Source organism: Parafrankia irregularis (assembly GCF_001536285.1).
Classification (GTDB): Bacteria; Actinomycetota; Actinomycetes; order Frankiales; family Frankiaceae; genus Parafrankia; species Parafrankia irregularis.
On sequence record NZ_FAOZ01000007.1, the window covers coordinates 411,268 to 425,197 of the forward strand.

Genomic DNA, 13,930 nt, shown 5'->3' on the forward strand with positions numbered 1-13,930 from the left:
CCACCCACATCACAAGACGTCTACCAGGCAGGACGCGGCGATGTGGCAGGCGGGTTCCGCTTTGTGCCGCCGCCGCCGATCCGGCATGCAAACAAAACGATCAAGGCGCTCCGCGCCGCTGGGCGCGGAGTTTGTAAGGAGGTGATCGAAACGGGCGTTTCGGCGGGTTCCGAGGTCGATCAAGATCGAAAATGGCAGGGCTGGGTCGTCAACACTGTTGATTATCTTGAGGGGAGGGGGGGGAAGGAGTGGGATGCCGGTGTCCGGCCCGACCAGCAGAGGTCGGCGGACACCGGCAGACGGTCTCACTCCGGCGGTGAGCCCACCGCGGCCGGCGGGCTCGTACAGGTCACGTCGCCCCTCGGCGACGTCCCGTTCTGCAGATAGGCGTTGACCGCGCCGTCCACGCATCCGCTGCGGCCCGGGTACACCCCATGTACCCGGGCATCCCGAAGCGTCACCAGGCGGGAGGCGCTCAACACCCGGTGCAGGGCCCGGGCACCCGCGTAGGGCGTGCGGTTGTCCTTCTCCGCGGCGACGACCAGCGCCGGAACCGCGTTCGCGACCCGCGTCGGTGGCTCCACCGGCCGCACCGGCCAGAAGGCACATGGTGTGATGTTCCAGATCGCACCGGCCACATGCCGCTGTGCGCCGGTGTGCCGGCGTACGTCGGCCAGATAGTCACCGGCGATCCGGGACGCCGGCACGTCACCGCACAGCACTGCCAGCTGCGCGCTCTGGAACGCACTGACCACCGAGCCGCCGGCGCCGGCGTCGGTTCCCGCGTGCGCGTGGGCACCGGGCAGGGCCGGACCATCCGTCGCGAGCCCCTGGAGGAACTCGGTGAGGTACGGGTTCGCCGCCGGGGCACGGCCGTCCGCGGCGTCCGCGAAGGCACGCACGCCCATCGCGAGAACCGCCGCGGCGTCCTCGCTGTCATCGATCAGCGAAGCGATGAGCAGCCGCGGGATGTCCGACGCGTCGTAGCGCACACCGTCCACGGTCAACGGCCGGCGTGCGGCGGCCTGGTAGATCCGGTCCACGGTATGCAGCACCTGCGCGGCGGTGCGCCCCAGCGCGAACTGCGCGTCCTGCCCGGCGGCCCAGGCCGCCCACTCCCCCAGCGCCGCCTCGAGCAGATCCCCGCTGCCGCGCAGCACCCGCGGGCTGTACGTCGCCGGATCCACCGCACTGTCCAGGACGAACCGGTCCACCCGGTCCGGGAACATCTGCATGTACACGGCCCCCAGGTAGGTGCCGTAGGAGTAGCCCAGGTAGGACGTCGTGGCCGCCCCGAGCGCCGCGCGGACGACGTCCATGTCCCGCGCGGTGTTGCGGGTCGAGGCGAACGGCAGCACATCGGCGTGCGCCGAGCAGCCCGCGGCCGTCGCGGCCTGCTCGGCGGCCACCCGCTCGAAGCTGTCCTGGTCAGGCCCGGCGGCACGCAGCCAGTCGGCGCCCAGGGCCGGCCCACAGTCCAGCGCCGAGCTGCGCCCGACGAAACGGGGATCCATCGCGACGAGGTCGAAGCGGTCCGCCGTCGGGCCGAGCATCGCGCGGATGTCGGCGACGGCGTCCACCGCGCCGCCGCCGGGCCCGCCCAGGTTGACCATGAGCGGACCGCGCCGGTGCGCCTGGTCCACCGCGCGGATCCGGGCCAGCCCCAGGGTGATCGTCCGCCCGGTCGGGCGTGCGTAGTCCAGCGGAACGCTGACGTCGGCGCACTGCGCGCCGACGTTGTCCAGGTAACCGCCGACCGCGTCGTTCGGGCCGACCTGGCACTCTTGCCAGCGCACGGTCTGGCTCTCGAAGGGGGCGAGCAGGGGGTTCCCACTCGCCACGGGAAGGGCCGCGGCCGACGCGCCGGCGCGTGGCACGACGAGTGACGCGGCGCCGACGAGCATCGCCGCGCCCAGCGCGGTACCGCGCGCGGGTAGCTGCCCGCGGCCGCGCCGCGCGCCGCCACGATGCCTGCCGAGGGGTTGTCTGCCAGGTTGTCGTCTGGTGGCCGACCGGATGTCGGAAGTGTGGAGTCTCATCGCCAGTCAGGATCACGGCGGACGGTTCCGCCGCCGTGATCCCGGGAAACCAGGCGTTTCTACGATCAGCCCGACATGGGTCGGGGCTTCAAGATCATTTTGGCTCACACCGGGGCGTCAACACTGTTGACTATCTTGTTCTGATCTCCCGTTCCACAGGTCAGCGGCGCAGGAGGTGGTCGGCACAGGCCGAGGCGACGGGCAGCAGCCGGGCCGCGAGCGGCTCGACGTCGGCGGCCGTGATCCGGCTGGCCGGCCCCGACACGGACAGCGCGGCGGGCGCCCGGCCGGACAGATCCGTCAGCGGGAAGGCCACACAGCGCACACCCGCCTCCTCCTCGCCGTCGTCTGTGGCGTAGCCCCGTTGTCGGATGTCGGCGAGCTCGGCGCGCAGTGCCGACGGGTCGGTGATCGTGGTCGCGGTGCGCCGCGGCAGGCCGCTGCGCTCGAGCAGCGCCCGCAGTGCCGGCTCCGGCAGGAAGGCCAGCATCGCCTTTCCCACCCCGGTGCTGTGCGCCGGCGCCCGGTTGCCGATCTCGGTGAACATGCGCAGCCGGCGCGGCGAGGCGGCCTGCGCCACATAGACCACCTGGTCGGCTTCCAGGACCGCGAGGTTGGCCGTCTCCCCCGACACCGCCACGGCCTCGCCGAGGAACGGCTCGGCACCGGCCGCGAGCAGCCGTTGCGCCGCGTTGCCCAACCCGATCAGCCGGGCACCGGGCGCGTAGCGGCGATCGGCGTCCTGCCGCACCCAGCCGCGTTCGTGCAGCGCCCGCAGCAGCCGGTGGACGGTCGGCTGCGGCAGGCCGGTGGCGCGCGCGAGGTCGGTGAGCCCGGCGCCGTCGCCGGCCGCGGCCAGCAGCTCGACCAGCGCCAGCGCACGGTCGACGGACTGCACCGAGCCCGCCGCCCGTTCCGGCGCAGGCGGCGGGCTCGGTGCGCCGTCCGCTGATGGGTCCACCGGCGGATCGGCCGCCGGCGAGGTCATGGCATGCGCTGGTAGGCGGGCACGGTCAGGAAGTCGGCGAAGTCGTCGGCGAGGGCGACCTCGACGAACAGGTCCCGCGCCCGGGCGAAGCCGGCGGCGTCGTAGCTCTCCCCCAGTGCCGCCCGCAGCACCTCGAGCTCCTCGGCGACGACCCGTTCGACCAGCTCACGGGTCACCGGCACATCGGCGGTGCCGCTGTCGCCCACCAGCACGACACCGTTGTGCAGCCACTGCCAGATCTGCGAGCGGGAGATCTCCGCGGTGGCCGCGTCCTCCATCAGGTTGAAGATCGCGACCGCTCCGGAGCCGGCGAGCCAGGCGCGCAGGTACTGCAGGGCGACGCTGACGTTGTTGCGCAGCCCGGCGAGCGTCGGGGAACCCGGGGTCGTGGTCAGGTCGATCAGGGCGGCGGCGTCGACGGTGACGTCCTCGCGGGTGCGGCTGATCTGGTTGGGCCGGTCACCGAGCACACCGTCGAACACCTCCCGGCACACCGGTACCAGGTCGGGGTGGGCGACCCAGGAGCCGTCGAAGCCGATACCGGCCTCGCGGGTCTTGTCCTCGCGGACCTTGGCCAGCGCGGTGGCGTTGACAGCCGGGTCGCGCCGGCTGGGGATGAACGCGGCCATCCCGCCGATGGCGTGCGCGCCGCGGCGGTGGCAGGTGCGCACGAGCAGCTCGGCGTAGGCGGTCATGAACGGCGCGGCCATCGTGACGGCGTTGCGGTCGGGCAGCGTGAACGCCTCTCCCCGGTCACGGAACTTCTTGATGATGCTGAACAGGTAGTCCCAGCGGCCGGCGTTCAGCCCGGCGCAGTGCTCCCGCAGCTCGTAGAGGATCTCCTCCATCTCGAACGCGGCGAGGATCGTCTCGATCAGCACCGTGCCGCGGATCGCGCCCCGGGGGAAGCCGAGCGCGTCCTCGGTGTGGGTGAAGATGTCGTTCCACAGCCGTGCCTCGAGGTGGCTTTCGGTCTTCGGCAGGTAGTAGTAGGGCCCGGAGCCGGCGTCGAGCTGGCGGCGGCCGCAGTGCACCGCGTAGAGGGCGAAGTCGACGATCGCACCGGCGACCGGTTCGCCGTCCACCAGCAGGTGCTTCTCGTCGAGGTGCCAGCCGCGGGGCCGCACGACGATCGTGGTGGTGGTCGTGCTCGCCCCGGTGGCCCCGGCCGGGCTGGTGGTGGCGGTGGCGGCGAGGGTGTAGGCCTTGCCCTCCGGGCTGGTGAAGCCGATGGTGCCGGCGAGGGCGTCCCGCAGGTTGAGCTGCCCGCTGATCATGTTCTCCCACAGCGGGGTGTTGGCGTCCTCGAAGTCGGCCAGCCAGACCTTCGCGCCGGAGTTCAGCGCGTTGATCGTCATCTTGCGGTCCGTCGGCCCGGTGATCTCGACCCGGCGGTCGACCAGGCCTGGTGCCGGTGGCGCGACCTGCCACTGCCCCCGGCGGATGTCGCTGGTCTCGGGCAGGAAGTCCGGGTCCGCGCCGGTGGAAAGCTCCCGTTGCCGCGCCGCTCGGCGGGCGAGCAGGTCACCGCGGGTCACGCCGAACCGGCGGTGCAGGTCGGCGACGAGGGCGAGCGCCTCCGGTGTGAGGATCTGCTCCGCGCCCGGCACCTGCGGCCGGACGATCTCGACTCCGGGCGGGGTGTTCGGACCGGCCATCGCGGTTCTCCTTCACGGATCGGGGACGTCCACGCGGATCGGATGACGAGCCTGGAGTTCCACCAGCTGGAACATCCACTTCGTATGACGGAATCCTATCCGCGGCCGCGGGTGGGCGGCGGGCTGGCGCCACCCGGCGCCAGCACCTGGCCACCGGTCCGGCCAGCTGACCGCACAGCCTGACAACCGCCCAGGAAAGCCGGACAAAGGACCAGGTCAGCGCGGTGGCGGCGGGCGCGGTGGGCCGGTTGACTTGGCTGCGACGGGCCGCCGTGCGCGGCCCGCGCCCGCCGTCGTCGCCGCCGAAGGAGACGTTCCCGTGCCCGAGTCCCCAACCCGCGTCGCGATCGTCACCGGAGCCGCCCGTGGCATCGGCGCCGCCATCGCGCAGCGCCTGGCCGGCGACGGCCTGGCGGTGGCCGTGCTCGACCTGGAGGAGTCCGCGACGAAGAGCACCGTCGAGGCGATCATCGCCGCGGGCGGGAGGGCGATCGGCCTCGGCGCCGACGTCGCCGACGCGGTCGCGGTCGACGCGGCGGTCGCCCGGGTCGCGGCCGAGCTGGGCGCACCGACCGTGCTGGTCAACAACGCCGGCATCACCCGCGACAACATGCTGTTCAAGATGACCGAGGTCGACTGGGACTCGGTCATGGGCGTGCACCTGCGCGGATCGTTCCTCATGTCACGCGCCGCCCAGAAGTACATGGTGGACGCGAGGTGGGGCCGGATCGTGAACCTGTCCAGCATCTCGGCGCTGGGCAACCGCGGGCAGGCGAACTACGCGGCCGCCAAGGCCGGCCTGCAGGGCTTCACCAAGACGCTGGCGATCGAGCTGGGCAAGTTCGGCATCACCGTGAACTGTGTCGCGCCCGGTTTCATCGTCAGTGACATGACCCGCGCGACCGCCCAGCGCATGGGGGTGGACTGGGAGGAGTACGTGGCCGCGGCGACGGCGGCGATCCCGGTTGGCCGCCCCGGGCAGGTCACCGACATCGCCAATGCGGTGTCGTTCTTCGTCGGTGCGGCCGCGAGCTTCGTCTCCGGGCAGATCCTCTACGTCGCCGGCGGCCCGAAGGCCTGACCGCCGGCCCGCCGCGGCACCGGGCCCGGCAGGCGTTTGGTGCCGGCCGCGCGTTCTCCCTTCTCCCCCGTCCGCCAGGATGGACATAACGACCCCGGGATTCCGTCCCGGCGGGACACGGGCGAATGTCGGGCGGGCGGCGGGGAGCGGGAGTGATCGTGCGGAGGCGGACGGCGTGAACCATGAGCAGGACCCCGACCGCCTGTCCGGCCCATCCGCTGGTCACACCGCGGACCGCGCGCACAGCGCACCTGACGAACACGGCGCGGCTCACGAACACGGAGCGGACCACGACCACGACCACGGGGTGGGCGCGCTGCGGGACCTGCTCGCCGGCGCGCTGGCCCGCCCCGTCTCCCTGGTGCGGGCCCGGCCCAAGCGCCGGCTTCCCGCCCCCGGCACGGGCGAGGCCCCGTCCGGACGGGTCGTGGCCTGCCACGTCTACGCCGACGGCCGCCGGGTGCCCGACGGCTCGAACCTGCTCACCGCGGCCCGCATCGCCCGCCGCCACCACGGCGCGTTCGCCTGGGTGGGGCTGTTCGAGCCCAGCGACACCGAGCTCAGTTCGATCGCGGAGCTCTACGGCCTGCCGGAGCTCGCGGTGGAGGACGCCATCGTCGCCCACCAGCGCCCCAAGATCGAACTGTACGGCAGCACGCTGTTCATGGTTCTCAAGACCGCCAGCTACGTGGAGCACGACGAGATCGCCGAGGACACCGAGGTCGTCGTCACCGGCGAGGTGATGGTCTTCATCGGCCCGGACTTCGTCGTGACCGTGCGGCACGGCAACCACGGTGCCCTGGAGCAGCTGCGCGCCAACCTGGAGGGGCAGCCCGCGATGCTGCGCCACGGGCCGTCCGCGGTGCTGCACGGGGTGTGCGACGGGATCGTCGACAACTACCTGGCGCTGGTGGAACGCCTCGACGCCGACGTCGACGCCGTCGAGGCGCTGGTGTTCGAACGCTCCGCCCGGGCCCCGGTGGAGAAGCTCTACCAGCTCAAGCGCGAGCTGCTGGAGTTCAAGCACGCCGTCACCCCGCTCAACGGGCCGCTGCGCATGCTGTCGGACACCGCCCTGCCGATGATCGACCCGCACGTGCGCGACCATTTCCGGGACGTGTTCGACCACCTCGTCCAGGTGACCCAGCGGGTCGCCCACCTCGACGAGCTGCTGTCCTCGATCCTGCAGGCGACGCTGACGCAGGTGACGATCGCCCAGAACGAGGACATGCGCAAGATCAGCGCCTGGGTCGCCATCGGCGCCGTCCCGACCGCCATCGCCGGCATCTACGGGATGAACTTCGAGCACATGCCGGAGCTGCGCGAGGTCTGGGGCTACCCGGCGGTCCTCACACTGATGGCCGTCATCTGCCTGTCCCTCCACCGGGCGTTCCGCCGCAACGGCTGGCTCTGAACGCCGGGGTGTCCGAACGCTGGTGTGTCCCCGGATGTGGCGGGCATGCCTAGCGGGGAGCAACCAGGCAGGCGCAGCAGCAGGCGCCAACCAGTGGCGCGAGGGAGTGGTGCCATGGCGCGCACGGCATCACCGGTGGGCCCGGCGAAACCACTGGACCCCGGCACGGAGCAGATCCAGGCCGATCCCGCGGTGGCCGATCTGCTGGGCGTCCTGCGCCGGCACCTGGCAATGGACGTCGCGTTCCTCGGCCGGCTCGACGAGCAGTGTCTGCTCCTGCAGGTCTTCGACGGTGACCCGGCCGCCTTCGGGCTCGCGCCGGGCAGCACCGTCCGCCGCCACGCCGCGCTCTATCCCACCGCGCTCGCGCACGACGCCCCGATCGTCATCCCGGACACCCAGGCCGACCGGCGCACCGCCCAGGCACCGATCGTGCAGGGGCTCGGAATCGGCTCGTACGCGGCGGCGCTGGTCTACGACAACGACGACGAGGTCTACGGGCTCGTCGGCTGCCTCGGGCGGCAGCCGCGGCCGCACCTGCGGCCCCGGGACGGGCAGTTCGTCGACCTGCTGGCGGCGTTCCTGCGCGACGCGGTGATCGATCTGCGCCGGGTGTGGGAGTCCCGCAGCCACCTCTCCCGGATCATCAGCGACCTGATCGACGACGGCGGGCCCCAGATCGTGTTCCAGCCGGTGGTCAGTCTCGCCGACGGCAGCATCGCCGGGGTCGAGGCACTGTCCCGGTTCCCCGACTCGCACCGTGACCCGGAAGGCTGGTTCAAGGTCGCCGCCCAGGTGGGCCTGGGCACCGAGCTGGAGCTGGCGGCGATCCGCCACGCGCTCACCGCGCTGCCCGGCCTGCCGCCCTCGGTGGCGCTGTCACTGAACGCCGCACCGGCGACGATCGCCTCCGGCCTGCTGGGGCTGCTCCGGTCGTTCGGGGCCTGCGACCGGGTCATCGTGGAGATCACCGAACACGAGTACTTCAGCACCGACCCGGTGGTCATGCGCGACATCCAGGCGCTGCGCTCGCTGGGCACCCGCATCGCGGTGGACGACACCGGCACCGGCTACGCCGGGCTCGAACAGCTCATCCAGCTGCGCCCCGAGATCGTCAAACTGGACTATCTGATCACCCACCTGATGGACGTCGACCCCGCGCGGCGCGCGGTCGCGGCCGCCATCGTGAGCGTCGCCCGGGAGATCGGCGGCCAGGTCATCGCGGAGGGCATCGAGTCCACCGCCGAGCTGCGGACGGCCACCGAGATCGGTATCGGCTTCGGCCAGGGCTATCTGCTCGGCCGCCCGGCCCGCACCCTGCGCGCCGCCTGCTCCCCCACCCCAGGCCTGTTCCGCCCGGACCCGGCGCCGGCGCCGGCACGCTGAAGGCGCGCGCTCCGGGAGCCGCGGCGTCGCGGTCCATCACGGGTGGGAGTCCAGCGCGGGGTGCGGGCCTAGCGCGGGATGTTGCCGGGCAGTTCCATCATCCGCTGGAGCAGGCGGGCCAGGAAGACCGTGTGCTGGTGCAGCAGCGCGCGGTCAAGCTTGTCGAGGTTGCCGCCCGGGGTGACCTGCAGCAGGTACGCCGGGCCGGTGATCATCGCGATGGTGGGGATGCCCAGCCGGTAGGCGAAGGTGCCCTCCCCGTACAGGCCGTTCTGGAAGGGCTTCTGGATACCGGCGCGGGTCAGGCCGCTGGTGCGGACCTCGTCCTGCGCCAGGGTGCGCAGCGTGTCGCTGTTGCCGACGGCGACCGCGACCGGTTCGGTGCGCCCGGTCGCCCGGTAGGGGCCGGTGCCGCCCTGGTCGTCCCAGCCGAGGGTGCCCAGGTGCTCGGCGACGAGCGCCATCTCCACCCCGCCGGTGATCTCGGGGTGGGCCCGCAGCCAGGCATCGGGCTTGACGGTGGCGCCGTCGGCGGTCATGTGGTTCGGCGAGAACATGAACAGCAGGTCACGGGACCGCGTGCTGGCCGGGAAGCGGCTGAAGTACTCGGCCAGCGCGCACAGCGCGGGTCCGCCGTTCTCCTCGACGGCGTTCTGCCCGTCGGTGTGGGTCGCGACGAGGACGGTGCCCGCCCGGACGCCGGGCGGTCCGGTGCCCGGCAGCCGGGCGAGCAGGTAGTCCACCGTGGTCTCGCGCCGGTCCGCCGTCAGCACGAGCGTGGCCCGGGCGGGGCCGCGGGCCAGCAGCGCGCGCAGCCGGGCGCCGGACTCCCGGTCCAGCCGCAGGGCCGGCAGCCCGGCGTGCTCCTGCTGGTGCGGGGTGTACTGGCCGGCGGCCAGCGCCGGGCTCTGATCAGAGACCTCGATCATGGCGACGGCGCCGTGGGCACGGGCGGTGGCCAGGTCGGGGGCGGGTGGCACCCCCAGCCAGACGCGGGAGTAGTCCTCCTGTGCGAACTCGGCGCGGGCGGTGGGGGGATGCACCGTGTAGGCGAGATCGGTGAGCACCGAGGCGTGCAGCCGCGCGATCGGTGCGTCGACGACGACCACCGCCCCGGTGAGCGGCCCCGCCGCGCCGCCACCAGCTCCCGCAGCGGCACCGGCACCCGCGGAGGCACCGGCGGCGGCCTGGTAGGCCGCCTCGTCACCGGGGCCCAGGTCGACCACGGGGCCGGTCACTCCGGCCGGCCCGGTCTCACCGGAGCGCGGCCGGTAGGAGGCGACCGGAAGAGTCCAGGCGGTGCCGCCTGCATCCCTCACCTGCAGTGACCATCGCCCGGCCAGCCACTGCGCGAGCCGGGTCGGATGACGGGTCACGGTGAGGCCGTAGCCGCGCAGCTGGCGCTCGAGGTCGTCGATGTGGCCGCGGTGCGCCGCCGACCCGGTGTGCCGGGGCCCCACCGCGGTCATCCGGTCGACCCAGCTCCACAGCGTGTCGGCGTCGACGAGGTCCTGCGCGGTGACCGGCCCGGGCGTGCCGGTGGCGAACGGCCGCCGCACCGCGCCCGCGCCTGTCACGGCGCGCCCGCCGCCGCCGGCTCCGGCGGCATCGCCCGCGGTGCCGGACCCGTCACAGCCGGCGGCCAGGGTCCCCGCGACGGCGGTGAACGCGCCGGACGCCGTCAGTCGCAGGGTCGTGTCCAGAAAGCGCCGGCGGCTCGTCGCCGGCGGTTCGTCGCCTGCCGTCACGGATCTGATCGTGACACGGGCGGCCACGCAGCGCCCTCAGGATCGCACCGAAAGTGCTCAGGAGGGCGGGTGGGGCGCGGCCGGGCGCATGAGGTCACCGACCGCGGCGCGGACCATGACGCCGAGGTCCTCGTCGCCGACCCCGGCGAACACCTCGCTGCCGAGCAGGAAGCCTCCGACGATCGCGCCCAGGGCGCAGGCCAGCCGCACCCGCCGCTCGATCGGCACCTCGTCGTTGGAAAGCAGCCGCAGGAGCCGCTCCTGCAGATCGGAGTGGCTCCCGCCCTGGCCGTGGTGGTCGGGTAGCCGGTCGAGCGCATGGTGGTTGCGCATGTGGAACAGGAACAGCGTCCGGTTGGCGAGCATGGCGCCGACGATCAGGTCCAGCGCCGCGGGCCACCGGTCGGGGCTGGCGAGGTCGGCCTCCAGGTCCTCGAAGCCGGCCCGCCCCAGCTCGTGCAGCCGCAGGTGCAGTGCCAGCAGGATGTCGTCCTTGCTGGCGAAGTGGTAGTACAGCGCGGCCTTGGTGATGTTCAGCCGCTGCGCGATCTCACGCAGCGAAACCGCCTCGTAGCCGGAGTGCGTGAACAGCTCGAGAGCGACGTCGAGGATCCGTTCCCGGGTGCTCTTCTCCCCTGCTGCCGGCGCGGGGGGTCTGGGCATGATCCCAACCTACTTGACGTGGCGACCCGATGTTGCTTACCTTGCGGCAAGTAAGTTTAATCTTACCTGTCGGCAAGTTATTGACGAGTCGGGGGCGACCCACGTGGACCAGACGATGATCGAGGCCACCGGCCTCACGAAACGCTACGGCGACACCCAGGCCCTGGCCGGGGTCGACCTGCACGTCCCCGCGGGGACGATCCTCGGCGTGCTCGGCCCGAACGGGGCGGGCAAGAGCACCGCGGTGCGCATCCTGACCACGCTGGCCCGTCCAGACACCGGCCGGGCCAGCGTGGCCGGGTTCGATGTGGTGGCCCAGGCGGGCGAGGTGCGGCGCCGCATCGGGGTGACCGCCCAGGACGCCACCCTCGACGAGGCGCTGACCGGCCGGCAGAACCTGCGGATGATCGCCGAGCTCAGCGGCCTGCGCTCGCGGGCCGCCGCCGACCGCGCCGGCGAGCTGCTGGCACGGTTCGAGCTGACCGACGCCGCCGACCGCGTGCTCAGGGGCTACTCGGGCGGCATGCGCCGCCGCCTCGACCTGGCCGCGAGCCTGGTGGCGCGCCCGGCGGTGCTGTTCCTCGACGAGCCGACCACCGGCCTGGACCCGGCCAGCCGGGCGCGGATGTGGGAGGTCGTGCGCGACCTGGTGGCCGCGGGTACGACGATCCTGCTGACGACGCAGTACCTGGAGGAGGCCGACGCGCTCGCCGACCACATCGTCGTGATCGACCACGGGCGGGTCGTCGCCCGCGGCACCGCCGACGAGCTCAAGACCACGATCGGCGGCCACCGTCTGGAGATCACCCTCTCCGCCGCCCATGCCGGCGCGGCGGCGGCGCTGCACCCCCTCGTCGAGGGCCGCGTCGACATCGACGAGGGCGGGCGGCGGCTGCGCGCGGCGGTGCGCGGCGGGGAGGGCGTGGCGACCGCGGTCATCAGGGCCCTGGACGGCGTCGGGGCGCTGGTCGATGACGTCGTCGTGCACGCACCGTCCCTCGACGACGTGTTCTTCGCGCTCACCGGCGCCCCGGACGCCGCCGCCGAGCGCGGTTCGAACGGCCGTCCCGGCAACCATCCCGACAGCCGTCCCGACGACGTCCGCGCCACGAGCCCGGTAGGAGTGGCCTGATGTCCGAGCTCACGATCACCACGGGCGGCCCGGTGGGGGCCCTCGCCGCGCCGGCGCGGACCGGCGCCGTCAGCCGGGCGGTGCGCAACGTCGTCGTGCTCACCCGGCGCAACCTGGTGCACATCGCCCGCGAGCCGCTGCAGCTGTCCGACATCACCGTGCAGCCGGTGCTGTTCACCCTGCTGTTCGTCTACGTCCTCGGCGGCGGGGTGAGCGTCACCGGCGGCGACTACAAGGACTTCGCGATCCCCGGGCTGGTCGCGCTCAACCTCACCACCTCGGCGATGGGTACCGCGGTCGGGCTGAGCAACGACCTGCGCACCGGCGCGGTCAACCGGTTCCGGACCCTGCCGATGTGGCGGGCCGCAGTCCTGGTCAGCCGTTCGCTGTCGGACGTGCTCGCGGCCGCGGTCTGCATGTCGATCGTGCTGCTGACGGGCCTCGCGATCGGCTGGCGGCCGGAGACCTCGGTTGCCGGGTTCGTCGGCGCGCTCGCGATCCCGTTGCTGTTCAGCTACGCGCTGGCCTGGGGCACGGCCTGTCTGGGCATGGTCAGCGAGGGGCCGGAGAGCGCCCAGTCGATCGCGCTGGTGCTGCTGTTCCCGCTGGCGATCGTGTCGAACGCGATGGTGCCGACCGCGGGCATGCCGGGCGTGGTGCGGGCGATCGCCGAATGGAACCCGGTCAGCGCGGTGACCGCGGCGGCCCGGGACCTGTTCGGCAACCCGAACCCGTCCGCGGCCTCCCACGCCTGGCCCATGCAGCATCCGGTCCTGGCCGCGGTGCTCTGGTCGGTGGCCATCGTGGCGGTGTGCGCGCCGCTGGCGGTCGCCCTCTACCGGCGTCGCACCACCGACTGACACTCGCACCGCCGACGGACAACCCTCCGGAGCGGACCGGGACGACAGAGATCGAATTGGCGTCAACTTTGAGTTGACGCCAATCGATCGTCAACCTAGAGTTGACGCCATGACAGACATCGACCCGACCACCCTCAGTAACAGCGTCCGCCTCGACGACCTGATCGCCGCGATCAAGAAGACACACGCCGACGCCCTCGAGCAGCTGTCCGGTGCCGTGCTGGTCGCCGACCACCTCGGCGACGTGGCCGACCACCTCATCGGCCACTTCGTCGACCAGGCCCGCCGTTCCGGCGCCTCCTGGACGGAGATCGGCCGCAGCATGGGCGTCACCAAGCAGGCCGCGCAGAAGCGGTTCGTCCCCAAGGAGCCCGGCGAGCCGGAAAGCCTCGACCCGGCACAGGGCTTCGGCCGCTACACGCAACGGGCCCGCAACGCCGTGGTCGCCGCGCAGAACGAGGCGCGGGCCGCCGGCAACGCCGAGATCGCCGCGGAGCATCTGCTGCTCGGCCTGCTCGCCGACCCCGCCGGGCTCGGCGCCGCCGCGATCGTCGCCCAGGGCGCCCCCCTCGCCGCCGTGCGCGAGGCCGCGACCGCGAACCTGGCGCCACCCGTCGCGCCGGTACCCGACCTCATCCCCTTCGACGGGCGCGCGAAGAAGGCGCTCGAGCTGACCTTCCGCGAGGCTCTGCGGCTGGGTCACAACTACGTCGGCACCGAGCACATCCTGCTCGCGCTGCTGGAGCTGGAGGACGGCACCGGCCCACTGACGTCACTGGGAGTCACCAAGCCGGGTGCGGAGGGCCACCTCCGCCGGCTGCTCGCCCTCGCCGCCGGCGGCACGACCGCCACCGCCACGCCGGATCCCGCACCGGAGGCACGCGCCTGAGACCTGCGCCGCCAACACGCGGCATACCGAACATTTAAACAAGCTGAATAGTCGAACAGATTGCGCAACTAC

The 13,930-nt window shown here is 72.7% G+C and carries 11 protein-coding genes; 6 read left to right on the plus strand and 5 right to left on the minus strand.

The genetic code is table 11. From position 1 onward, the window contains the following. Window positions 1-305: 305 nt before the first annotated feature. From AWX74_RS14710 to aceB, 3 genes are all read right to left on the minus strand, one after another. The gene (locus tag AWX74_RS14710; protein WP_091276654.1) at window positions 306-1,904 is read right to left on the minus strand and encodes an alpha/beta hydrolase; all 1,599 of its coding nucleotides are present in this window, start codon (window positions 1,902-1,904) and stop codon (window positions 306-308) included. Between the two features lie 295 nt (window positions 1,905-2,199). Continuing rightward, window positions 2,200-3,000 carry an IclR family transcriptional regulator gene (locus tag AWX74_RS14715; protein ID WP_242666237.1) on the minus strand — a complete coding sequence of 267 codons (801 nt, stop codon included), beginning with the start codon at window positions 2,998-3,000 and terminating at the stop codon, window positions 2,200-2,202. A gap of 23 nt (window positions 3,001-3,023) precedes the next feature. Continuing rightward, on the minus strand, window positions 3,024-4,685 hold the full coding sequence (gene aceB / locus AWX74_RS14720) for a malate synthase A (protein ID WP_091276657.1): 1,662 nt from the start codon (window positions 4,683-4,685) through the stop codon (window positions 3,024-3,026). A 319-nt stretch (window positions 4,686-5,004) separates the two neighbouring features. Here aceB and fabG point away from each other — a divergent pair, with 319 nt between their 5' ends. The 3 genes from fabG to AWX74_RS14735 all read left to right on the plus strand — a co-directional run bounded on the left by fabG (window position 5,005) and on the right by AWX74_RS14735 (window position 8,566). Beyond that, a complete protein-coding gene (gene fabG, locus AWX74_RS14725; protein WP_091276660.1) occupies window positions 5,005-5,766 on the plus strand; it encodes a 3-oxoacyl-ACP reductase FabG in 762 nt (253 codons plus the stop codon). Window positions 5,767-5,941: 175 nt separating this feature from the next. Further along, entirely contained in the window at window positions 5,942-7,180 is a 1,239-nt protein-coding gene (locus tag AWX74_RS14730) for a magnesium and cobalt transport protein CorA (protein WP_242666238.1), read from the plus strand. A gap of 114 nt (window positions 7,181-7,294) precedes the next feature. Next, window positions 7,295-8,566 carry a sensor domain-containing phosphodiesterase gene (locus AWX74_RS14735; RefSeq protein WP_091276666.1) on the plus strand — a complete coding sequence of 424 codons (1,272 nt, stop codon included), beginning with the start codon at window positions 7,295-7,297 and terminating at the stop codon, window positions 8,564-8,566. 68 nt (window positions 8,567-8,634) lie between these two features. Here the strand turns inward: AWX74_RS14735 and AWX74_RS40000 are convergent, their stop codons facing one another. Beyond that, window positions 8,635-10,314, minus strand: a complete 1,680-nt coding sequence (locus AWX74_RS40000; RefSeq protein ID WP_091276935.1) for a PA domain-containing protein — start codon at window positions 10,312-10,314, stop codon at window positions 8,635-8,637. 57 nt (window positions 10,315-10,371) lie between these two features. Then, window positions 10,372-10,977 (minus strand): TetR/AcrR family transcriptional regulator, encoded by a 606-nt coding sequence (locus AWX74_RS14745; RefSeq protein WP_091276669.1) that lies wholly within the window; start codon window positions 10,975-10,977, stop codon window positions 10,372-10,374. Window positions 10,978-11,092: 115 nt separating this feature from the next. On the opposite strand from AWX74_RS14745, the gene AWX74_RS14750 reads away from it, so the two are divergent. The 3 genes from AWX74_RS14750 to AWX74_RS14760 all read left to right on the plus strand — a co-directional run bounded on the left by AWX74_RS14750 (window position 11,093) and on the right by AWX74_RS14760 (window position 13,858). Beyond that, window positions 11,093-12,109: an ATP-binding cassette domain-containing protein gene (locus AWX74_RS14750; protein ID WP_226930882.1), complete on the plus strand. Its 1,017-nt coding sequence runs from the start codon at window positions 11,093-11,095 to the stop codon at window positions 12,107-12,109. Then, window positions 12,109-12,969 carry an ABC transporter permease gene (locus tag AWX74_RS14755; RefSeq protein ID WP_054570074.1) on the plus strand — a complete coding sequence of 287 codons (861 nt, stop codon included), beginning with the start codon at window positions 12,109-12,111 and terminating at the stop codon, window positions 12,967-12,969. The genes AWX74_RS14750 and AWX74_RS14755 overlap by 1 nt, the downstream gene beginning before the upstream one ends. 109 nt (window positions 12,970-13,078) lie before the next feature. Continuing rightward, window positions 13,079-13,858 (plus strand): Clp protease N-terminal domain-containing protein, encoded by a 780-nt coding sequence (locus AWX74_RS14760; RefSeq protein WP_091276676.1) that lies wholly within the window; start codon window positions 13,079-13,081, stop codon window positions 13,856-13,858. The last annotated feature ends 72 nt before the right edge of the window (window positions 13,859-13,930 follow it).